Raw genomic sequence first — 19,952 nt, 5'->3', positions numbered from 1 at the left:
TTTATCCCCGATGGGGTGCGCAGCGCTCCCCGTGAAAAATGGGACTACTGCGTAGTCCATCGGGGATAAATCCCCTCGCCACAATCAAATCTCTTCACCCAGGAACTAAGCGTCAGCCTTGATCACCTCAAACTTCACCTGATCCGGATAAAACGCCACATAGTCCTTGATCTGCTCCACTGAGATCTTCGGTTTCTCATACGTCCACACCGCATTCGCCCCCTCATGCCCCGGCACCTGCAGGCTGAAGTAATTAGCATCGCCCTTGTACGGGCAATAACTGGTGTGGTCGGTGCGGGCGAAGTATTTCTCGTCGATGTCCTCGCGGGGCACGTAGTACACCGGCGGGTAGTTGGCTTCATGGAGAACCAGCACGTGAGAGGACGCCGCGACCTGGATGCCGTGGAATTTCACCAGCAGGCAACCGGAGAGTTCTTGAAGTTTAATGACCGGGTTCAGATCTGTGCTTTTCATCTTGACCTAATGCCTATTCGGGGAGCCGACGCACGCTTCGTGAAAACGATCCTTCAGGTATAACTCAAGTTTCGCCCTAAAGACGAATTCACAGCCCAATGGTACCGCCATGGTGTCACACGACATTAACCTGCTTGGTCAAACGGCGTTCCTGTAGTAGCTTTGCGCCACATATCCGAGTCGCCAAGCCGGCATGCCTCACTACACAAGGAAGTTCGACTTTTGACTACTCGTCACGCCACCGCCGCGGACTATCTGGAATACATTCGGTTTGTCCACGAAGACCCGATTTCCGCCATCCAATCCGAACCGAACCAAGCTTTTCAGGCAATTTTCGATCAGAAGCTCGCGAACCTAGCCAAAGAGGGCGCCATTTTTGACCTGAAAGGGCAAACGCCACATGCCCGTATCGTGTCGGACTTATGGGAAGATCTGCGCAGCGGGTTGAGCGACTTTTTTGGAGACAGCCTGGAACTGGCCATCGGCGAACTGGACAACATGAGCGTCAATGCATTTTGCTCCAGAAGTGAAGAAGGTCATTTCGCAATTGTCATCAACAGCGGCCTGATGACATTGTTCAACAAGCTTTCAAAAATCTCCATCGCAGTCACTGATCCCGAGTCTATCGAATACTGCAGCCGAGAACTGGATACCCAAAACGCCCGAGCCATGCTTATTGGGTTTCAGAAAGAAGTTTGCCAACACTATCGTGAAACACGAAAGCCGCTCGGACCTCAAATTCTGCTCAAAGGTGACGCCGATGAACGTCACGGCATGCAACTACACATATGGGAAATGTTCGTTCTGTGCCACGAGGTCGGCCATGTCCTGTGCGGCCATTTGACGGACAAAGAGTTGATGATCAGCGACGTGATTACCGAAACGCCGCCCAATGCTGCCGATCACAGTGCTCGTGAAATGGAGGTCGAAGCCGATTGCATCGGTTTGCTATTACTCAAGGAGTATGTAGCCAAAGTAATGCCGAATGCCTTTCCACTCGGTGACGACCGTCTTTTATTGAGTCATTTGATAACGCTGTTCAATCACCTGTCTGAACTCGGTATCCGCGAGTCTGCAAGTCATCCGCCTTCATTAACCAGGCTGTGCAACATGGTTGAATTTGTTTACGGTGAGGCACTTGCTCAAACCCTTCAAGACTCCTATCGCGACAACAGTCTGATACGCAAAATATTTGGAACTCCACTAATCCCGGGCCGGACCTTAAAGGGACTCTTTTCTTATGCCTGAAAAAAACGAAGTACAAATTTTATTCGAAGAACACGCACCGGGTGTGAGCGCCGACTTTGTCCGACAACGCGGCTTGATAGACCCTCTGTCCTCACCCGTGGTGATCGCCGCTGAAGTCGCTGTCGCGGCATTCCCTTTTTTGTGGAAGGTATTCATGGCTTGGCTGGAGCGCCACACTAACGGCAAAGTCACCATCAAATACAAGGCAGATGAGAACGTCGAGATCACCGTCGAGCATACGAAACTGAGCCAAAAACAAGTTCAAGCAATCGTCGAGCAAGCGAAAGAGAAGGCCAAACCCGCGCTTATAAAGTTCGACTTTCACCAATAAAGCTGATGGCGGCGAGCAAGTCTGCGGATCTCGCGCCTGACGGAGTGTAAGTCAGGCATCGCTGCGGCAAAAAAACCGCAGCGGATGATCGCTGCGGTTTTTTGTTTCAGATCAAGCAACAATATCAGTCGCCAGCGCCTGCCCCACCACACCCACGGCAAAGTCAACCTGCCCCTGCCCGGTCAGATCGACCAGCAGCCCGGTCTGACCGTTCTGCGCGTAGTAAGTCAGGATCGCATCGCCCGCGTGGCCGGTGAAACTGCTGACGAAGTTCAGTGACGCCGCCCCCGTGGCAAACGCGGCGATGCCCGAGAGGTCGATCTTGTCCACGCCGCTTTTGAAATCCATGATCCAGTCCGGCTGGTTGTCGGTCGAGTCGCTGGCGGCGCCGAAGACGAAGGTGTCTGCGCCCTCACCGCCCCACAACGTATCACCGCCGCCGCCACCGTAGAGAATGTCGTTGCCGGCACCGCCATGCAGAACGTTGACCGCCGAGTTGCCGATCAGCAGGTCATTGCCCGAACCGCCAACGGCGTTTTCCACTGTCACGCCGTAAGCAATCGACACGTTGCCGACCAGCCCGCCAACGTCAGAGAACGAACCTTCATTGAGGTTGATCTTCTGGTTCTGGGTGAAGCCGGAGAAGTTCAGCGTATCGTTACCGCCACCGTCCCACACTGAGAACACAACTTTCGACGCCGCCGATGTAGCGCTGTAGAAATCGCGGCCGGCGTTGGAGCCGAAACCGTAGGTGGTGTCATCGGCGCGGGTTGCATAGTTGGCGCCGTAGAGTTTCTGCACCGCCACGATATCGTCGAGCAACGGTGCCGAGGCGTAGGCGCCACTGCCATCCTTGCTGAAGTTCTGGTCGGTGTTGGCTTCGCTCCAGTAGCTCATCAGGCTGTAGCCACGGGTGTCTTCGGCGTACTTGGCGTCGTTGTAGGTCGGGCTGCCGTTGCCGGCGTTGTAGGCGCCCGGGTGCGACAGGCCGAGGGTGTGGCCGATTTCGTGGGTCAGAGTCTGACGCCCGTAGTTGTTGGTGTCCGGGGTCTTGTTGACCTGATATTGATTGTTGATCAGGTACCACGACTGACCGTCATAGCTGCCACCGCTCGGCAGGTAGGCGAACGCCGCGCCGCCAGTGCTGACGTCGTAGTTGCCGAAGGTCATGTGGCCGTCGCCACCCTTGCCCTCGGTGAAGGTCACCTTGGCCACGTCAGCCCAGGATTGCATGGCCAGCACGGCTTGAGCTTTCTGCTGCGCGCTGAACTGGCTGAAGTTGCCGAGGTTCGGGTTGTAGTTCGCCGGTTTCTCGGTGAGGAAGGTGTAGGTCAGGGAGATTTTGCCGTCGCCGTTCTTGTCGTGCCACGACAGGTTTTTGCGCAGGATTTCGTCGGCTGCCTGATCGGCGGTGAACGACGGTTTGCCGTTCACCAGGCCGACGCCACGGTCATACAAGTGGCTGAAGGCGTTCACTTCGTCATAGGCGCTGCTGGTTTTCGCTGTGGCTTGAGCCATGGTGGGACTTCCTTGTTTCAGAGTTGGCAGTACGCGTCGAGCACGGCGATCCACTAGCTAGATCGTCCGCTCACTCGCGTTTCTGAGAAGCCCGGTGAACCTGACACGGGCGTCAACTGCCCTGCCAATCGATTTCTCGATAGCCGCGCGCGACGTCCCGGTAATACCGGTCATCCCCGGCAACGTTTTGATCTGTATATCCATACAGATAAAAGTTGCTCCGGGCGCCAACTGCGGCCATTCTGTGCACCTCCAGTGAATTGATCAACGACGGTGGTTATGCGGCTGTACCTCTGTGAAAAACCTTCCCAGGCCAAAGACATTGCGGCCGTGCTCGGTGCAAAGCGCCGGGGCGACGGCTGCTGGCTGGGAACGGACGTCACGGTGACCTGGTGCATCGGCCACCTGCTGGAAACTGCCCCGCCGGATGCCTACGACGCGCGCTACAAGCGCTGGGTGCTGGCGGATCTGCCGATCATTCCCGACAAGTGGAAAATGACCGTCAAGCCGCGCACCGCCAGCCAGTACAAGGCGGTCAAGCGCCTGCTCGGCGAGGCCAGCGAACTGATCATCGCCACCGACGCCGACCGTGAGGGCGAGATGATTGCCCGGGAACTGGTCGAGCACTGCCGCTATCGCGGGCCGATCCGCCGCTTGTGGCTGTCGGCGCTGGATGAAGCGTCGATCCGCAAGGCCCTGGCCGCGCTGAAGCCGGGGGCGGAAACCTTCAGTCTGTATCACTCGGCGCTGGGGCGCTCGCGGGCGGACTGGCTGATCGGCATGAACATGAGTCGCCTGTTTACGCTATTGGGCCGTCAGTCCGGCTATCAGGGCGTGCTGCCCGTCGGCCGGGTGCAGACGCCGACACTGCGGCTGGTGGTGGATCGCGACCGCAGCATCGCCGACTTTGTGCCGGTGCCGTATTGGGCGATCGATGTGCAACTGCTGCACGATGGCACGCCGTTCACCGCGCAATGGCGTGCGCCCTCCGACGCTTGCGACGATCAGGATCGCTGCCTGAATCAGGCACTGGCCCAGCAGGCAGCCGCCGCTCTGAACAGCGCCGCCAGTGCGCGGGTGGTCAAACTGCGCACCGAACGCATGCGTGAAGTGGCGCCGTTGCCATTCGATCTGGGCACCCTGCAGGAGGTCTGCTCGAAGAAACTCGGTCTCGGCGCCCAGGAAACTCTCGACATCGCCCAGGCCCTTTACGAAACCTACAAAGTCATCACCTACCCGCGCAGCGATTGCGGTTTCCTGCCGCTGAGCCAGCACAGCGACGCACCGGGGATACTCGCAGCACTGCGTCAGGCCGACCCGAGCCTTGACGCGCTGAACGGTCACCTCGACCCGCAGCGCCGTTCCCGGGCGTGGAACGACGCCAAGGTCAGCGCCCACCACGGCATCATCCCCACCGCCGCGGCAAAAAATCTCGAACGCCTGAGCGGCAAACACCGAGCGGTCTATACCCTTATTCGCGCGCGTTATCTGGCGCAATTTCTGCCCAACCACGAATACGATCGCACCCAGGCCGATTTCGATTGCGCCGGGGAAGCGTTGCGTGCCGTCGGCAAGCAGATCATCGAACCGGGCTGGAAGCGCGCCTTGCCCGAAGCTCTCGCCCCGGCCAAGGGTCGTGAAGCACCAGCTCCGCAAACCCTGCCGGCGCTGAGCCAGGGTATCGATTGCGCCGTGGCCGGCGTGAACTTCAAGGATCTGTGGACGCAACCGCCCAAACCCTACACCGAGGGCGATCTGATCAAGGCGATGAAAAACGTCGCCAGACTGGTGGAAGATCCGCTGCTCAAACAGAAACTCAAGGACACCACCGGCATCGGCACCGAAGCCACTCGCGCCTCGATCATTCAGGGTCTGCTGGATCGCGGCTATCTGGTGAAGAACGGCAAGGCGCTGGCCGCGACGCCGGCAGCCTTCAGCCTGATCGACGCCGTGCCCCGGGCGATTGCCGATCCCGGCACCACCGCCATCTGGGAACAGGCGCTGGACATGGTGCAGAGTGGCGAGATGAGCCTGGAAGAGTTCGTCACCAAACAGGCGGCGTGGATGAGCAAGCAGGTCACCCGCTGTTCGGCGCTGAGCCTGACCATCAGCGGCCCGCCACCTGCCGGCAAGGCTGCTGCGCCGTGGAAGAAGAAACGCAAATCGACGCGCGTTAAAACCGCCGGGGCAGCTGTGGCGAGGGGATTTATCCCCGATGGGCTGCGCAGCAGTCCCCTGGTTTAAGGAAAAGCTGGGGCTGCTTCGCAGCCATCGGGGATAAATCCCCTCGCCACAAGGTGTGAGTTCACATTATCGGGTTCATCACCGCAGGGAGTTAACCCAATGCCCACCATCGAACTGCACCCCGCCCACCGCGACGAACTGCAAACCATCGAAAACCTCATGCAGTTCTACATGTACGACTTCAGCCAATGGCTACCACTGAAACTCGGCGAACACGGTTTCTTCAGCATTCAGCAGAAAGACGATTACTGGCGCAATCCCGCTACCCAACCGTTCCTGATCCGCGTCGACGGTGAACTGGCCGGCTTCGTGACCGTGGATGACGACACCCATATCGACGGCGCCGAACACAACATCGGCTACTTTTTCCTCACCCGACGCTTTCGTGGCCAAGGCGTCGCGCAGTTTGTCGTCTCTGCCCTCTTGAGCCGTCTGCCCGGTCAATGGCAGATTTTCCACATCGACGCCAACCTGCCTGCGCAGCGCTTCTGGGCCAGGTTGATCCCCGAATTGACTGGCGGCGCAGTCACCCGCCAGCAGCGCACCGTAGACGGTTACCCCTGCACCTTCTACGTCCTGCGCGCCCCTGCATCCGTTGCCTGAACGGATCTTTTCTCATTCCAAAACAGCTTTGTCCGACAATATGTAGTGAATAAAAATAATCACTACAAAACCGTTGACGGCACCGTTTTGCTTTTGCATGATGAAGACGTTCCCCGATCGGGAACATCGGTAACACGCTTGAGCAAACTCGTCTGACCGCCGAGTTGTTTTTTCCGGATACACGCTGCCCACAAGGCAGATTGAAGAAGCTGACCTGGCCTGAACGTCCAGTACAAGGACGAGAAGCGCTGGCGAAAATTCTCAAGACGCTTGTGGTCGACCCTGAAAACGTCGTCAAGGAGCCTCCCGGTTTTCGCTGCTTCTCCTCGTTGTGACGCTATTGCGTAGCAGTTATTCAACACGACTACATGCAACAGACGCATGACCCCGTACTTCACACGGGCGACCGCTGACGTCCTGGTTTCGGTGCCAGGGATCAACTAACCGATGGGCTACCTGTATTAGCGAATCAACTTTGAAAGATCACCAGACTGGTCAAGGGGCAAACATCATGAATCTGAACAATCAACCTACTATCGAAGAACTGGCTCGTATGTTCGCTGCGCAAAAAGACAGCCACGACAGCCACATTCTCTGGATCAGCAAGTCGGGTCAGGTACATATCGACTGCCTGTCGCCCCATGCTGGTGAAGAAGAATTCGACCGCAGCCACCAGAACCTGCTGGCCCGCCTGAAGATGTACCGTCGCGGCCACGGTTATGTCGGCAAGAAAGCCGCGGCCGACAAGGACTTCATCGGCAATGTGCTGCAGACGCTGAAACAGGCGTGGGATTCGATGCAGAACAAGAATGAAGTTCGGGTGATTGATCGGTTCTACTGATTTACAACTTCAATAAATAAAAGGGCCTGCTTCCAACAGAAGCAGGCCCTTTTTATTGTTCCCCTAGAAACTCACCGTAGGAGCTGCCGAAGGCTGCGATCTGTTGATCTTGATCTTAAAAACAAGATCAAAAGATCGCAGCCTTCGGCAGCTCCTACAGAGAGATATCATTGGCGTTGCAGGACGAGATTCATAAATGCCACTGCCGCCGCACTGTGATAATTATTCCTGCGCCGCAACAACGCCGCCCCACGCTGCGGCGCTTCGTTCTCGATCCGCAGCCTGCGTAGTGCCCGGTCCTCGGTCGCAATGGCCTCGGGCAACATCGTCGCCATCGGCGAATGCCGCACCACCTCCAGCAACGTACTTACCGAGTTCACCTCGATCCGCACCTGCGGCGTGATCCCCTGCTGACGGAAATACTCATCGATCGATAACCGGGTGATGAAATCTGGCGCCAGCAAGGCGAAATCCAGTTGCGCAAGATCACGCGATGTCAGCACCGCACTGCTGTCGTACAGCGGATGCTCGCGCCCGACCATGATCCCCAGGGTTTCAGTAAACGCCGGAATGCACTCGATGTCCGGGTGGCGCACCGGGGTAAAGGCAATCGCGATGTCCAGCGAGTCATCCGCCAGCCCCGCTTCGATGTCGTCCATCGACAACTCGAAAATCTGCAGATGGATACCCGGATAGCGTGCGGCGAAATCACGTACCAACGGCCCGACCAGATAGGCCATGAACGTCGGGGTCATGGCCAGCCGCAAGCGCCCACGCGACAGATCCTTAACGTCGTGCAACGCCCGCTTGCCCGCTTCCAACTCCACCAGCACGCGCCGCGCACACTCAATGTAAGCCTCACCGGCATCGGTGGGTTTAACGGTGCGCGAGGTGCGGTCGAACAGGTTCACTCCAAGGGATTCTTCCAGTTGGCGGATCTGTTGCGACAGGGTCGGCTGCGACACATGCAACGCCTCCGCCGCTCGGGTGAAACCGCCATGGTCGGCCACGGCCAGCAGATATCGCAAATGTCGCAACAGCATGGGATCACCATCTATAGGCAGGACTTATGCGAAGCATTGTATATCGGTCTTGGACGCTATGAATCAATCGGCAGAAGATTGCTCCCACACAGCAAGCCAACCTTGAAAGGAGTGACACCATGCAACAGTCCCACGCCTACAACGATGCCAGCCTGGCCCTGACCACCCGTATTCTCGACATCAAGGCCCGCAAGAATCTGTCATGGCAGGATCTGGCCGACGGCACTGGCCTGAGCCTGGCCTACGTCACCGCGGCCCTGCTCGGCCAGCACCCGTTGCCGCAAGACGCCGCGCAAGTGGTCGGCGACAAACTCGAGCTGGACGCCGACGCCGTTGCCGCCCTGCAGATCATCCCGCTACGCGGCAGCCTCAGCGGCGTGCCGACTGACCCGACCATCTACCGTTTCCACGAGATGATCCAGATCTACGGCACCACCCTCAAAGCCCTGGTGCACGAGCAGTTCGGCGACGGCATCATCAGCGCCATCAACTTCAAGCTCGACATCAAGAAAGTCGAAGACCCGGAAGGCGGCTCCCGCGCCGTGGTCACCCTCGACGGCAAGTTCCTGCCGCTGCGTCCGTTCTGATCCGCCGCGGCCCGCACCCCGTGTGCGGGCCGACCGCTCTCTTGTTCAACGAGGACACGCCCATGAAAGCCCTGATCGACGGTTTCCTGAAGTTCCAGAACGAAGCCTTCCCACAACGCACCGAACTGTTCAAACACCTGGCGACCACCCAGCAACCCGGGACCTTGTTCATCACCTGTTCCGACAGCCGTGTGGTGCCGGAACTGCTGACCCAGCAAGAACCTGGCGAGCTGTTCGTGATCCGCAACGCGGGCAATATCGTGCCGTCCTACAGCCCGCATCCGGGCGGGGTTTCGGCGACGGTGGAATATGCGGTGGCGGTGCTTGGGGTGACGGACATCGTGATCTGCGGCCATTCGGATTGCGGCGCGATGACCGCGATAGCCAAGTGCAAATGCATGGATCACCTGCCCGCCGTCAGCGGCTGGTTGCAACATGCCGAGTCGGCGAAAGTGGTGAACGAGGCGCGGCCGCATGCCGATGACGCGGCGAAATTGAGTTCGATGGTGCGGGAAAATGTGATCGCGCAACTGGCGAATATTCAGACCCACCCGAGCGTGCGCCTGGCGCAGGAGAAAGGCCTGCTGAACCTGCATGGCTGGGTGTATGACATCGAGACCGGCTCGATCGATGCGCTGGCGGCGGACCGCCGCACGTTTGTGCCGCTGGCTGAGCAGCCAGCGACTTGCGCCATTCAGGCAAACACCAGCGCAGCCGCCTGATACTCATACTGTGTAGGAGCTGCCGAAGGCTGCGATCTTTTGATCTTGTTTTAAAGGCAAAATCAAAAGATCGCAGCCTTCGGCAGCTCCTACAAGGACAGGGTCAAGTTAAGGATCAGCGTCAGCGTCAGCGTCAGCGTCAGCGTCAGCGTCAGCGTCAGCGTCAGCGTCAGCGTCAGCGTCAGCGTTTTAGGGTGAGATCAACCTGCGTCATACGGCTACGAACCGTAAACACCCCATCCCCCGAAAGAATCGCACTGCGTGCAAACAGGCGCCCGCTCTCCCAGTTCGAAAGCCCCAGTTCCGGCTTGTTCAGCGCGTACTGACCATCGACCCAACGGGTAATCCCGTTGCCCACAAACGGCGCGTTCACCGCGTTGTAGAAGCGTTCCTGGACAGCAGCATCCTCGCTGATCAACGACACCGTGAACTGCGGGCTGTAACGGTTGAACAGCGCGATCGCCTGATCCAGATCGTCGACAATCATCAGGCTGACTTCCGGGGTTTCTTCCCATTCCCACTCGCGGCCCAGTTCGGATTCCGCCAGCGCTTCGGCCAAAGCTTCGGTCTGATAACCCTCGGCGCGATAGACCTCGACCGTCGCGTTCTGCCAGTCGGCCGGCAGGTAACTTTCGCTGCCTGTGACGATGTGCAATTTGCAGCCCTGCCCGCGTGCGCTGCCCGCCTGCTGCAGCGCATCGAGGAACAGCGGGATCAGCTCGACGGCACGATCACGTTGAATCAGGCAGACGTTCAGCGTGTTGCAGACTTTGCGATCCAGCGAGTTGCGCACCACGGCGGCAAAACGTGTGGCATCGGCGTGACGATCGGCTATCAGCCACGCGCCACCAGTGCCGTGCAGGCTGACCGCCGTGCCCGCCTGCTGGGCGATGCTGCCCAACTGGCTGACCGCGCGCCCCGAACCCCGGGCCACCGCCAGCGACAGACGCCGGTCAGCGAACATCGCCCAACCGGCGGCGTGATTGACGCTTTCCACCAGCGACACCGCCCCCGCCGGCAGACCGGCTTCGGCCAGCGCCGGGTTCAGCGCGTGAGTGACGATTGCTTGCGCGGTGCCCAATGCATCGCTGCCGATGCGCAGTACTGCGGTGTTGCCGGTGCGCAGTACGCCGGCGGCATCGGCGAACACGTTCGGCCGCCCTTCGAACACGAACGCCACGATGCCCAGCGGCGACACCACTTGCTCGACCTTCCAGCCGTCGTGTTCGACGCTGCTGATGACCTTGCCGCGCGTGGCCGGCGCATCCCGCCAGGCGCGCAGACCGGCGATCATGTCGCGGCGCATGCGCTCGTCGGCGAGCAGCCGGGTGGTGGAGCGGCCACGGGCCTTGGCGCGTTCGATGTCGGCCAGGTTGGCGGCTTCGATCAGGTTCCAGCACTCTGCGGTTTCCAGGCGTTGTGCGAACAGATCGAAGAAGTGACTGATGGCTTCGTCGGACACTGCCGACAATGCAGTGAATGCCGCTTCAGCACGCTCGATTGCCACCGCAGCCGCTTGTTGATCGACCACCGGAATCAGCAACAGCTCGCCACTCACCTGCTCGACCAGCAGATGGTCACCGGGCTGAAACCGCGCCGCCAGTTCGGGGCTGACCACGGTCACGCGGTTACCAGCGAAAGGGATCGGCGTGCCAGCGACTAGACGTTCGAGCGCAAGAGACATGAAGCGGATTCACCATATGAGGGGCGGCCGGAAAATGTAGCGGATTCTGCGCTGAAACACACCTTCTACAAACACCACCGAACCTGTGGGAGCTGGCTTGCCAGCGATGAGGCCGGCAAGCCCCGCATTGATGTTGCTGAACCACCGCTATCGCTGGCAAGCCAGCTCCCACAGGGTTTTGCAGTGTTTGGAAGATTGGGTCAGAACACCGACCAGCCAATCCGCGAACTGAGCATCTCCAACGCCGCCATCCCCGCCAGCGAGTTACCGGCAGCGTTGAGTTCCGGCGACCACACGCACACCGTGAACTGCCCCGGCACCACCGCGACGATCCCGCCGCCGACCCCGCTCTTGCCCGGCAGGCCTACGCGATAAGCGAAGTTGCCGGCCTCGTCGTACAGGCCGCTGGTGGCCATGATCGAGTTGACCTGCTGAGTCTGGCGCCGGGTCAGGATCTGTTCGCCGCTGTGCTTGCAGAAACCGTCGTTGGCGAGGAAGCAGAATGCGCGGGCCAGATCGATGCAGTTCATGCGCAGCGCGCAGTGGCTGAAGTAGCTGCGCAGCACCGCTTCGACGTCGTTGTGGAAGTTGCCGAACGATTGCATCAGGTACGCCATGGCCGCGTTGCGGGCGCGATGCTGGTATTCGGATTCGGCGACCTTGCCGTCGACGATCACCTGCGGATTGCCCGACAGGCGCCGCACGAAGTCACGCATCGACAGGGCTGGCGCGGCGAAACGCGACTGGTTGATGTCGCAGATCACCAGCGCCCCGGCGTTGATGAACGGATTGCGCGGGCGCCCGCGTTCGAACTCCAGTTGCACCAGCGAGTTGAACGGCTGGCCGGACGGCTCGTGCCCCAGGCGCTCCCAGATCGCCTCGCCGGAATGCTCGATCGCCTGCACCAGACTGAACACCTTGGAAATACTCTGCACCGAGAACGGCGTCTCGGCATCGCCGGCGCAATACATTTCGCCGTCGTTGCCATACACGGCGATGCCCAGCTGATTGGCCGGCACGGTGCCGAGGGCAGGAATGTAGTCAGCCACTTTGCCCTGCCCGATCAGGGGCCGGACAGCGTCAAGAATCTCGTTCAACAGCGCTTGCATGCCGGGTTCCGAAGTCTCGCCCCATGGGATTGCGGGGACACTGGGGCTAGACGCCGCGCAGCCTTCAGAAATCACACAAACCCTGTAGGAGCTGCCGAAGGCGGCGATCTTTTGATCTTGATCCTGCCACTCAAAATCAAAGTCAAAAGATCGCAGCCTGCGGCAGCTCCTACAGGGGGCGTCAATGTGCCCGATCCAACCCTGCGAGCAATGCGTCGTCACGGCTGTAGATATCCGGCGCATAACGCACCTGTCCATCCTTGCCGACCTGCGCCGTCCAGTAGGTCATCAGGATTGGCACCGGTGCCGACAGGCGGAATTCGTGGGTGCTGCCGGTAGCGAGCAAGGTGTCGGTGCGGGTGCGTTCCGCCGGGGTCAGCAACAGATCGCGCAGTTGCATCGGGTGCTCGACCCGCACACAGCCGGAGCTGAAGGCGCGCGGGCCTTTGTCGAACAGGGCCTTGCTCGGCGTGTCGTGCAGGTACACCGCGAACGGGTTGGGGAAGCGGATCACCAGTTGCCCCAGCGGATTACGCGGCCCGGCCTCCTGGCGTAGCATGATGTTGCCGGGGTTGTCCCAGTCGATATCCGCTGCGGCCAACGGCTGGCCATGGGCGTCGAGCACCTGCAGATTCTGCCGGCTGAGGAAGGTCTGATCCTTGCGGATCGCCGGCAGCTTGTCTTCTTTCCAGATGGTCGGCGGCACGGTCCAGGTCGGGTTCAGGGTCAGACGGGTGACCCGGGATTTCAGCAGCGGGGTCTGCCGTTCGGCGCGTCCGACCTGGGTACGGGTCTGCCAGACCGGCACGCCGCCCTGATACAGGGTCAGCTCGGCGGCGGCGACGTTGACCAGCAAACCGTCGGGCTCCATGTCCTGGGCCAGCCAGCGGAAACGTTCAAGGTTGACGCGCAATTGTTCGCGGCGCGTCAGCGGGCTGATGTTGAGCTCGGCAATCGTCCCCGGCCCGACTACCCCGTCGGCCTGCAACGAATGGTTGGCCTGAAAGCTCTTCACCGCTTCCACCAGCACGCCCTCATAGGCATTGCCGGGCGTGCCGATGGCGTGGGTCAGATAGCCCTCGTTGTACAGGCGCTGGGCCAAGTCCGGCACGCGTTTGTCCTCCATCGCCGGGCGCAGCAGCGGGCCGTTGCCCACCGACTGCCAGTGCGGCAAGGCTTGCAGCCGCTGGCTGGCGTAGAGGTGGCGCAGGCTCTGGTATTGCGCCAGACGCGGGCGCGCCAGATCGAACGCGGTCTTGATGTCGTGCAGACCGGGAACGGCGATCGCCAGCAATTCCGCCTGACGATCACGCGGGGTGTCATCGGAATGCCACAGCGGTTCGAAATGCGATTGCAGCAGACGACCGTAATGCAGATCCTGCAGGGCTTGCAGATAAGAGCGGCTGATGTCGATATCGGCGCACAACTCGCCGTCCTGCGGCGGATTGGCCGCCACCGGGTAGCGCTTGGGATTGAGGCCATCATCGGCCAACAGCTGCAACTGCGCGCGCAAGGCCGGCAAACGCCCGGACTCGCTGGCCCACACCGGCAGCCAGTCCTGCTGCTGATAAAACGCCTGCAATTGCGTCAGCGCCGAGCCGCTCAGGTGCGCGGCAATCGCCGGGCACGCCTGGGGCAAACCGATCAGCACCGCTTGCAGCGGACTTTGCGGCTCGAGCGGCATTTCCGCCGGCGGCGTCGGCAGGGTCTGCAACGGTGGCAGCGGCTCATCGGCGCAAGCGACAAACGGCGCAGCGAGCAAACAAATGCTCAAGTAGCATGCGTACTTTTTGAACAACTGCTTTACTCCAATCCGTGGCCGTCTGAATGACGGTCAACCTTACATCAGGTGCGCTGAACAGTCAGGCTCGAAACAGGGGTCTGTCGGGTATGACTGGGAGTCAGGAGCCAAAGTGCCAAATAAGTAGCAAGTGAGGACACTTTATAAATGTTGACGTATTTGCGCCGACTTCTGCTGACCACCGCGACCCTCGTCGTCGTGAGCAGCCCCGCTTTCGCCGCCGGCAAACCATCGCCGGTTCTCTTCACCAGCCTCGCCCACGCCGCGCCGGAACTCAATCCCCAAGCGCTGAAAGGTGCCTTGAGCGCCATGCAATGCGCAGTGAACAATGGCGCGAGACCCTCACGCCACCTGGCGATCATCGATTATTCGCAGCCCTCCACCGCCCGCCGGCTGTGGATCTTCGATCTGAACAGAAAGAAACTGGTGCTGCGCGATCTGGTCGCCCACGGTTCAAATTCCGGGGAAAACTTCGCCACCCAGTTCTCCAACCGTGAAGGCAGTTACCAGTCCAGCCTCGGGCTGTTCCGCACCCAGGAAAGTTACGAGGGGACTCACGGTTATTCGCTGCGCATGGACGGTCTGGAACCGGGCTTCAATGATCTGGCCCGCGACCGCGCCATCGTGATCCACGCCGCCGACTACGTGAATCCGTTGTGGAGCAAGCGTCAGGGCCGTATCGGGCGCAGCCAGGGTTGCCCGGCGGTGCGCCCGCAAGTGGCGAAGCAGGTGATCGATAAACTCAAGGACGGCCAGTTCATGTTCTCCTGGTACCCGGACCAGCGCTGGCTGAAGTCCTCGCCGTACCTCAACTGCCAGCCGCAGCAAGTGGCGAGCATCTTGAGTACCCACGCCAGCTGAGAATCCTGTAGGAGCTGCGGCACGCTGCGATCTTTTAAAGGCAAGATCAAAAGATCGCAGCGTGCCGCAGCTCCTACAGGGATTTGTTTCCGTCAGCAGCGCTATGGCCGGGCTGACCGCTTCCACGGGTGATCCGGGTTCGGCTGATGATCAGGGCCATGACCATCAGCGCCGCCGCAACCCCGAACGTGCTGTGCAAGCCACTACCGATGACTTCGGCCGAGGCTTGCGTCGGGTCGCCCGTAGCGAAGGCAAACACCGCGCCCATCACCGCCGCGCCGGTGATCAGACCGAGATTGCGTGACAGCCCGAGCAAGGCCGATACCACGCCGCGCTGAGCCTGACTGACCGTCGCCATCAACCCGGTATTGTTCGCCGCCTGGAACAACGCGTAGCTGCTGGCAATGACCGCCATCGGCAGCAGATATGCCGCCAGACCGAGACTCATCGGCAACAACGCCAATAAACTGCATCCACCGGCCAACCCGAGCAACGCCCCCGGCACCACCCGCTGCGCGCCGAAGCGGTCCACCAGACGCCCGGCCGGCACCCCGCCGCATGCCGCCAGCAGCGGGCCGACCGACAATGTCAGGCCGACCACGGTGCTGCCCAGTCCCAACCCGCGGCTCAGGTAAAACGGCCCGACCACCAGCGTGGTCATCATCACCGTCGTCACCAGCAACGTCAGCGCCAGGCTGCTGCTCAGACGCGCGTCGGCGAACAATGACAGACGAATCAGCGGCGCCCTGGCGTTCATCTCGACCGCGATAAACACGCCTGCGCCGCACAGGCTGACCAGCAGCAACATCAGGGTGAATCCATCAACCGTCATCGCCAGCGCGTAGGCCGCCAGCGTCATCACCAACACTGCGCTGCCGAGATAATCAAACGCCACTCGCGACCGCGCCGGGCGATCCGCCGGCAGAAAGCGATAAACCAGCCACGCATTGAGCAGGCCCAGCGGCACGTTGAGGACAAAGATCGACGGCCAGCCGACATGCGCGATCAGCAGACCACCCAGCGATGGCCCGAGGCTGGTGCCGGTGGCCGACATCGTCGCCAGCAAACCCATCGCACTGCCCGCCCGCGCCTTGGGCACCGCATCCGCCACCAGCGCCACCGTCAAGGCGAACATGATCGCCGCGCCAAGGCCTTGCACTGCGCGTGCGCCGATCAACCAGCCCAACCCCGGCGCCAGCGCACAGCACAACGAAGCACTGGTAAAAATGCCGATGCCGATCAGCAGCAGGCGTCGCCGCCCGAACACATCGCCCAGACGCCCGACGCTGACAATCAACGTGGTGACCGCCAGCAGGTAGGCCAGCACGATCCACTGCACCTGTTGAAACGTCGCATCGAACGCTGCCGCCAGCGTCGGTAATCCGGCATTGGCGATGCTGGTGTCCAGCGACGGCATCAGCATCGACAGCGCCAGACTGGTCAGCGCCCAGCGGGCTTGAGGGGGCAAGGGGGATCCGGGCATCGGGCGCTCCTGGTGCAAAGGTCAGACGGCATAGCCTGAGTCTCGACACGGCAAGGCGCAAGACGCATGCTTTGCACTTGATACCTGCATGGAACGCCATATCATGAGCACACCGGATCTGAACCTGTTGATCACCCTCGACGTGTTGTTGCGCGAAGGCAGCGTCGCCCGCGCCGCGCACATTCTGCGGCTGAGCCCGTCAGCGATGAGCCGCGCCCTGGCCCGGCTGCGCGAAACCACCGGCGATCCGTTGCTGGTGCGCGCCGGCCGAGGTCTGGTGCCGACCCCGCGAGCGCTGGAATTGCGCGAACGGGTCAGCGCTCTGGTGCAGGAAGCCGAGGCGGTGTTGCGCCCCGCCGAAGTGCTCGATCCCGGCCAGTTGCAGCGCACCTTCACCCTGCGCAACACCGACGGATTTGTCGAAACATTCGCCGCCGCGCTGCTCGCGCGCATCGCTGAAGAAGCACCCGGCGTGCGCCTGCGCTTTGTGCAGAAAGCCGACAAGGACAGCACGCCGCTGCGCGAAGGCCGGGTCGATCTGGAGACCGGCGTGGTCGACGACAGCACCGACCCGACGCTGCACAGCCGCATTCTGTTTGAGGATCACTGGATCGGTGTGGTTCGTGAGGGCCATCCGTTGAGCTCGGGCAAGATCAGCAGCAAACGCTTTGCCGGCGGCCAGCACATTCTGATCTCACGGCGCGGGCGCAGCAGCGGCCCGGTCGACGAAGCGTTGCTCACCGCAGATCTGACGCGGGATATCGTTACTTCATTCGGGGGCTTTTCGGCGGCGCTGACGCTGGTCCGCGAATCGGACCTGATCGCCTCGGTTCCTGAGCGTCACACCAGCAAACTGCGCATGGGCCTGCACAGCTTCGCCCTGCCCTTCAGGATGCCGCCGATCAGCGTGTCGATGCTCTGGCACCCGCGCATGGACGCCGACCCGGCGCACCGCTGGCTGCGCAACTGTGTACGGGAAGTCTGCGTTTAACGCGCGTCGCCGCCGGCCGGTTTATAGAACAGGAATTTGCCGACTTCGGCGGTCTTTTTGTATTCCTTGGCCCAGCCGGGATGCACTTTGCGATCATGAAAGTACAGCGCACCATGGGTGCGATCCGGCAGTTGGCGGTTGAGCGCCTTGCCGGCGATGTCCTTGGCCAGGGTGTATTCGGCGTCTTCCTTGACCTGATCGGCCTTGCCATCGCACCACCAGGAAAACTGGCAGCTCTTGGTTTCCGAACCTTGCTTGACCACTTCGCACACGGTGCCTGGAAAGCCGTCGTGCCCCAGGCGATTCATCACCACATTGGCCACCGCCTCCATTTCCGGGGTGTCGCGGCCCTTGGCTTCCCAATAGATACTGCGCGCCAGGCAGGTGATCGGATCGTCCAGCGGCGCGGTGCCGGCGGGGTCAACCGCCTGCACTTCGGTGGGGGTGATCGCTTCGGATTTGGGTGCTGGCGCCGCACTGACTTTGTCGGCGGCCTTCTCTTCCAGCACCTGGGCTTTCTCTTCGGCCTTGGCCTTGATCGGCGCCTGTTCAGTGGCGCTTACAACACCGACCATCAGGGTTAATGCGAAACAGCCAGCCAACCATTTCAATCCCATGTCAGTTCTTCCGGCAACGCCCGTTCCGGGCAAGGTGTTTCGTGGGGGAGACGCCCGGTTCCCGGGGCCTTCGGAGAGTGTAGACGGCAAATACCGACGTAACGTTCCGCAGAAAAAACCGCTCGATGAAGAAAAAGACATTGCACTGACCGGGGGCCTTTCGCGCATCATGAGCGCACTCAGCTCAAGGGAGATTTCCATGCGCTTCATGCCATCCGTCTTGCGTTTTGCCGCGCTGTCCGTGGGCCTGGCCGTGGCCGCCTCGGCCATGGCTGCCGACGAGTCGCAACTGATCGAGTCGATCAATGCCTACCGCAGCCAACCGCAGCGTTGCGGCAGCCAGGCGTCCAACGAGCTGCCACCGCTGTCGGCCGACCCACGGCTGAGACTGCCGGCCGCCGGTGCGGTCGATCTGCAACAGGCCATGGCCAGCGCCAGCTACCCGATGGTCAACGTGCAGGCGATCACCCTCAACGGCCCACGGGATGCAGCGTCGGCGATGAAGGCGATTGAGGAAAGTTTCTGCCAGGTGGTGCTGGATCCGCAGTTCGTCGATGTCGGGGTCAGCCGTGCTGATCGTGACTGGCGTATTGTGCTGGCGCGACCTCTACTGTCGGCGAAGCTCGGCGATGCGCAAAGCGAAGGCCAGAAGTTGCTCGAACAACTCAACGCCGCTCGCGCCCAACCGCGTCAATGCGGCGGCCAGGCCTTTGCCGCTGCCGGGCCACTGGCGTGGAACGCGAGCCTGAGCACGATCTCCCAGGATCACAGCCGCGACATGGCCAACAACAACTATTTCGACCACAAGGACCGCGACGGCCGCACACCCGGTGACCGCGCCGAACTGGCCGGCTACAGCGGCCAACTGGTCGGCGAAAACATCGCCGCCGGGCAAGACACCGTGCGCAAGGTCGTCGACGGCTGGCTCGCCAGCCCCGGCCACTGCGCCAACCTGATGAACCCGCAATACAAAGAACTCGGCGCCGCCTACGCGACCGATCCGAAGAGCAGCGCAGGGATCTACTGGACGGCGATGTTTGGTGCGCAGTAATCCGCTAGCTGATGCACCACTCCTGCGACAGCGCCTGCAGGCATCAGGCGCTGGTCAGCCGCCGCTATTGCGGCACACGCCCGCCACGCTGTACTTGAGCGTATTGAGCTGCCCACGCGAATCTTCGTAAGTCATGGCCGTAGGCACCACCGAGCACGCTGGCTGCGGTTTCACCACACTGACGATTTTCACCACATCCAGCTTCATTCCGTATTCGTATTCGGTGACCACTGGCGCCGCTTTGCCGCGTTCAGCCGCGTATTGCTCCATGGCTTTGGCGTTGGCGCTGAAAGCGCGCTCGAAGGTGCGATCACCGCCGCCCTCGGCCAGTGCATTCACGGACAGCGCCATGACGCCAGCGAACACTATCGACTTAAGCATTTTCATCTCCATCTCCTTCCCATCCAGACTCAAAAAAAGCCCGGCACCGATGCGCGATGACGGGCTTGTTTCAGGTTCACGCTGCGTTAAAGATCCTGAGTTTTCTGCTCTTTCTTTTCATTGACTACCACCGGGTTGGCAGCGGCTTTTTCCTTGGCCACGAACAGCTCCACGGCGCGATCATTGGCGCTCATCATCCGGTCGAACGTGCGGTCACCACCGCCTTCGGCCATGGCCAGGGACGACAGCATCAGAGCAGTTGCAAAGGCACTCAGTCGGGCGAATTTCATGGTTGATTCCTCATTAAGTAACTGACGGGATCAAGGTAACAAGGCGCACCTTTCGTGACGGTGGCGAGGGGAT

20 protein-coding genes are annotated in these 19,952 nt (G+C 60.9%); 10 read left to right on the top strand and 10 right to left on the bottom strand.

Annotated elements, in window-relative coordinates:
• Positions 1-105: 105 nt before the first annotated feature.
• Positions 106-474 carry a DUF427 domain-containing protein gene (locus JN524_RS15175; RefSeq protein WP_202369852.1) on the bottom strand — a complete coding sequence of 123 codons (369 nt, stop codon included), beginning with the start codon at positions 472-474 and terminating at the stop codon, positions 106-108.
• Positions 475-696: 222 nt separating this feature from the next.
• Here JN524_RS15175 and JN524_RS15170 point away from each other — a divergent pair, with 222 nt between their 5' ends.
• Together JN524_RS15170 and JN524_RS15165 are read left to right on the top strand one after the other, a co-directional pair.
• Complete coding sequence (locus JN524_RS15170; RefSeq protein ID WP_202369851.1) at positions 697-1,722, top strand: hypothetical protein; 1,026 nt, start codon at positions 697-699, stop codon at positions 1,720-1,722.
• Entirely contained in the window at positions 1,715-2,053 is a 339-nt protein-coding gene (locus tag JN524_RS15165; RefSeq protein WP_202369850.1) for a hypothetical protein, read from the top strand. Before JN524_RS15170 ends, JN524_RS15165 begins: the two co-directional genes overlap by 8 nt.
• Positions 2,054-2,164: 111 nt before the next feature.
• Here JN524_RS15165 and JN524_RS15160 read toward each other — a convergent pair whose 3' ends face one another.
• Positions 2,165-3,571, bottom strand: coding sequence for a serralysin family metalloprotease (locus tag JN524_RS15160; RefSeq protein WP_202369849.1), 1,407 nt, complete (start codon positions 3,569-3,571; stop codon positions 2,165-2,167).
• Between the two features lie 279 nt (positions 3,572-3,850).
• On the opposite strand from JN524_RS15160, the gene JN524_RS15155 reads away from it, so the two are divergent.
• The 3 genes from JN524_RS15155 (at position 3,851) to JN524_RS15145 (ending at position 7,259) form a co-directional block, all read left to right on the top strand.
• On the top strand, positions 3,851-5,815 hold the full coding sequence (locus JN524_RS15155; protein WP_202369848.1) for a DNA topoisomerase III: 1,965 nt from the start codon (positions 3,851-3,853) through the stop codon (positions 5,813-5,815).
• A 99-nt stretch (positions 5,816-5,914) separates the two neighbouring features.
• Complete coding sequence (locus JN524_RS15150; protein WP_202369847.1) at positions 5,915-6,418, top strand: GNAT family N-acetyltransferase; 504 nt, start codon at positions 5,915-5,917, stop codon at positions 6,416-6,418.
• 511 nt (positions 6,419-6,929) lie between these two features.
• Positions 6,930-7,259 carry a hypothetical protein gene (locus tag JN524_RS15145; protein ID WP_003226040.1) on the top strand — a complete coding sequence of 110 codons (330 nt, stop codon included), beginning with the start codon at positions 6,930-6,932 and terminating at the stop codon, positions 7,257-7,259.
• Positions 7,260-7,426: 167 nt separating this feature from the next.
• Here the strand turns inward: JN524_RS15145 and cynR are convergent, their stop codons facing one another.
• Complete coding sequence (gene cynR, locus JN524_RS15140; RefSeq protein WP_202369846.1) at positions 7,427-8,302, bottom strand: transcriptional regulator CynR; 876 nt, start codon at positions 8,300-8,302, stop codon at positions 7,427-7,429.
• 119 nt (positions 8,303-8,421) lie between these two features.
• On the opposite strand from cynR, the gene cynS reads away from it, so the two are divergent.
• Positions 8,422-8,889, top strand: a complete 468-nt coding sequence (gene cynS / locus JN524_RS15135; protein WP_097090280.1) for a cyanase — start codon at positions 8,422-8,424, stop codon at positions 8,887-8,889.
• A gap of 62 nt (positions 8,890-8,951) precedes the next feature.
• Positions 8,952-9,611, top strand: a complete 660-nt coding sequence (locus JN524_RS15130; protein ID WP_202369845.1) for a carbonic anhydrase — start codon at positions 8,952-8,954, stop codon at positions 9,609-9,611.
• Positions 9,612-9,792: 181 nt separating this feature from the next.
• Here JN524_RS15130 and JN524_RS15125 read toward each other — a convergent pair whose 3' ends face one another.
• The 3 genes from JN524_RS15125 to JN524_RS15115 all read right to left on the bottom strand — a co-directional run bounded on the left by JN524_RS15125 (position 9,793) and on the right by JN524_RS15115 (position 14,202).
• On the bottom strand, positions 9,793-11,295 hold the full coding sequence (locus JN524_RS15125) for an aldehyde dehydrogenase family protein (protein WP_202369844.1): 1,503 nt from the start codon (positions 11,293-11,295) through the stop codon (positions 9,793-9,795).
• Positions 11,296-11,495: 200 nt separating this feature from the next.
• Positions 11,496-12,404 carry a glutaminase B gene (gene glsB, locus JN524_RS15120; protein WP_003226050.1) on the bottom strand — a complete coding sequence of 303 codons (909 nt, stop codon included), beginning with the start codon at positions 12,402-12,404 and terminating at the stop codon, positions 11,496-11,498.
• Positions 12,405-12,585: 181 nt separating this feature from the next.
• Positions 12,586-14,202, bottom strand: coding sequence for a L,D-transpeptidase family protein (locus JN524_RS15115; RefSeq protein ID WP_202369843.1), 1,617 nt, complete (start codon positions 14,200-14,202; stop codon positions 12,586-12,588).
• A gap of 150 nt (positions 14,203-14,352) precedes the next feature.
• Between JN524_RS15115 and JN524_RS15110 the strand changes: the two genes are divergently transcribed.
• Complete coding sequence (locus JN524_RS15110) at positions 14,353-15,066, top strand: murein L,D-transpeptidase catalytic domain family protein (RefSeq protein WP_027611721.1); 714 nt, start codon at positions 14,353-14,355, stop codon at positions 15,064-15,066.
• A 73-nt stretch (positions 15,067-15,139) separates the two neighbouring features.
• On the opposite strand, the gene JN524_RS15105 is transcribed toward JN524_RS15110, so the two are convergent.
• Positions 15,140-16,549 carry an MFS transporter gene (locus JN524_RS15105; protein WP_202369842.1) on the bottom strand — a complete coding sequence of 470 codons (1,410 nt, stop codon included), beginning with the start codon at positions 16,547-16,549 and terminating at the stop codon, positions 15,140-15,142.
• A 103-nt stretch (positions 16,550-16,652) separates the two neighbouring features.
• Here JN524_RS15105 and JN524_RS15100 point away from each other — a divergent pair, with 103 nt between their 5' ends.
• Positions 16,653-17,540: a LysR family transcriptional regulator gene (locus tag JN524_RS15100; RefSeq protein ID WP_202369841.1), complete on the top strand. Its 888-nt coding sequence runs from the start codon at positions 16,653-16,655 to the stop codon at positions 17,538-17,540.
• Here JN524_RS15100 and JN524_RS15095 read toward each other — a convergent pair.
• Complete coding sequence (locus JN524_RS15095; protein WP_202369840.1) at positions 17,537-18,157, bottom strand: cell wall hydrolase; 621 nt, start codon at positions 18,155-18,157, stop codon at positions 17,537-17,539. The genes JN524_RS15100 and JN524_RS15095 overlap by 4 nt on opposite strands.
• A gap of 199 nt (positions 18,158-18,356) precedes the next feature.
• On the opposite strand from JN524_RS15095, the gene JN524_RS15090 reads away from it, so the two are divergent.
• On the top strand, positions 18,357-19,208 hold the full coding sequence (locus JN524_RS15090; RefSeq protein ID WP_202369839.1) for a CAP domain-containing protein: 852 nt from the start codon (positions 18,357-18,359) through the stop codon (positions 19,206-19,208).
• Positions 19,209-19,262: 54 nt separating this feature from the next.
• Here the strand turns inward: JN524_RS15090 and JN524_RS15085 are convergent, their stop codons facing one another.
• Both JN524_RS15085 and JN524_RS15080 read right to left on the bottom strand, forming a co-directional pair.
• Positions 19,263-19,595 carry a DUF2790 domain-containing protein gene (locus JN524_RS15085; RefSeq protein ID WP_202369838.1) on the bottom strand — a complete coding sequence of 111 codons (333 nt, stop codon included), beginning with the start codon at positions 19,593-19,595 and terminating at the stop codon, positions 19,263-19,265.
• An 80-nt stretch (positions 19,596-19,675) separates the two neighbouring features.
• A complete protein-coding gene (locus JN524_RS15080; RefSeq protein WP_047597593.1) occupies positions 19,676-19,879 on the bottom strand; it encodes a co-regulatory protein PtrA N-terminal domain-containing protein in 204 nt (67 codons plus the stop codon).
• Positions 19,880-19,952: the final 73 nt, after the last annotated feature.

This window comes from Pseudomonas sp. MWU318 (genome assembly GCF_016756945.1).
Classification (GTDB): Bacteria; Pseudomonadota; Gammaproteobacteria; order Pseudomonadales; family Pseudomonadaceae; genus Aquipseudomonas; species Aquipseudomonas putida_A.
Note: the sequence above shows the minus strand (reverse complement) of the source record. Positions and strands in the feature narration are given on the sequence as shown.

What these genes read in the sequence shown, in the direction of transcription:
- JN524_RS15175 (WP_202369852.1), bottom strand. Translation starts at nt 474, where the DNA reads ATGAAAAGCACAGATCTGAACCCGGTCATTAAACTTCAAGAACTCTCC.
- JN524_RS15165 (WP_202369850.1), top strand. Translation starts at nt 1,715, where the DNA reads ATGCCTGAAAAAAACGAAGTACAAATTTTATTCGAAGAACACGCACCG.
- JN524_RS15160 (WP_202369849.1), bottom strand. Translation starts at nt 3,571, where the DNA reads ATGGCTCAAGCCACAGCGAAAACCAGCAGCGCCTATGACGAAGTGAAC.
- JN524_RS15155 (WP_202369848.1), top strand. Translation starts at nt 3,851, where the DNA reads ATGCGGCTGTACCTCTGTGAAAAACCTTCCCAGGCCAAAGACATTGCG.
- JN524_RS15150 (WP_202369847.1), top strand. Translation starts at nt 5,915, where the DNA reads ATGCCCACCATCGAACTGCACCCCGCCCACCGCGACGAACTGCAAACC.
- JN524_RS15145 (WP_003226040.1), top strand. Translation starts at nt 6,930, where the DNA reads ATGAATCTGAACAATCAACCTACTATCGAAGAACTGGCTCGTATGTTC.
- cynR (WP_202369846.1), bottom strand. Translation starts at nt 8,302, where the DNA reads ATGCTGTTGCGACATTTGCGATATCTGCTGGCCGTGGCCGACCATGGC.
- cynS (WP_097090280.1), top strand. Translation starts at nt 8,422, where the DNA reads ATGCAACAGTCCCACGCCTACAACGATGCCAGCCTGGCCCTGACCACC.
- JN524_RS15130 (WP_202369845.1), top strand. Translation starts at nt 8,952, where the DNA reads ATGAAAGCCCTGATCGACGGTTTCCTGAAGTTCCAGAACGAAGCCTTC.
- JN524_RS15125 (WP_202369844.1), bottom strand. Translation starts at nt 11,295, where the DNA reads ATGTCTCTTGCGCTCGAACGTCTAGTCGCTGGCACGCCGATCCCTTTC.
- glsB (WP_003226050.1), bottom strand. Translation starts at nt 12,404, where the DNA reads ATGCAAGCGCTGTTGAACGAGATTCTTGACGCTGTCCGGCCCCTGATC.
- JN524_RS15110 (WP_027611721.1), top strand. Translation starts at nt 14,353, where the DNA reads ATGTTGACGTATTTGCGCCGACTTCTGCTGACCACCGCGACCCTCGTC.
- JN524_RS15105 (WP_202369842.1), bottom strand. Translation starts at nt 16,549, where the DNA reads ATGCCCGGATCCCCCTTGCCCCCTCAAGCCCGCTGGGCGCTGACCAGT.
- JN524_RS15100 (WP_202369841.1), top strand. Translation starts at nt 16,653, where the DNA reads ATGAGCACACCGGATCTGAACCTGTTGATCACCCTCGACGTGTTGTTG.
- JN524_RS15095 (WP_202369840.1), bottom strand. Translation starts at nt 18,157, where the DNA reads ATGGGATTGAAATGGTTGGCTGGCTGTTTCGCATTAACCCTGATGGTC.
- JN524_RS15090 (WP_202369839.1), top strand. Translation starts at nt 18,357, where the DNA reads ATGCGCTTCATGCCATCCGTCTTGCGTTTTGCCGCGCTGTCCGTGGGC.
- JN524_RS15085 (WP_202369838.1), bottom strand. Translation starts at nt 19,595, where the DNA reads ATGAAAATGCTTAAGTCGATAGTGTTCGCTGGCGTCATGGCGCTGTCC.
- JN524_RS15080 (WP_047597593.1), bottom strand. Translation starts at nt 19,879, where the DNA reads ATGAAATTCGCCCGACTGAGTGCCTTTGCAACTGCTCTGATGCTGTCG.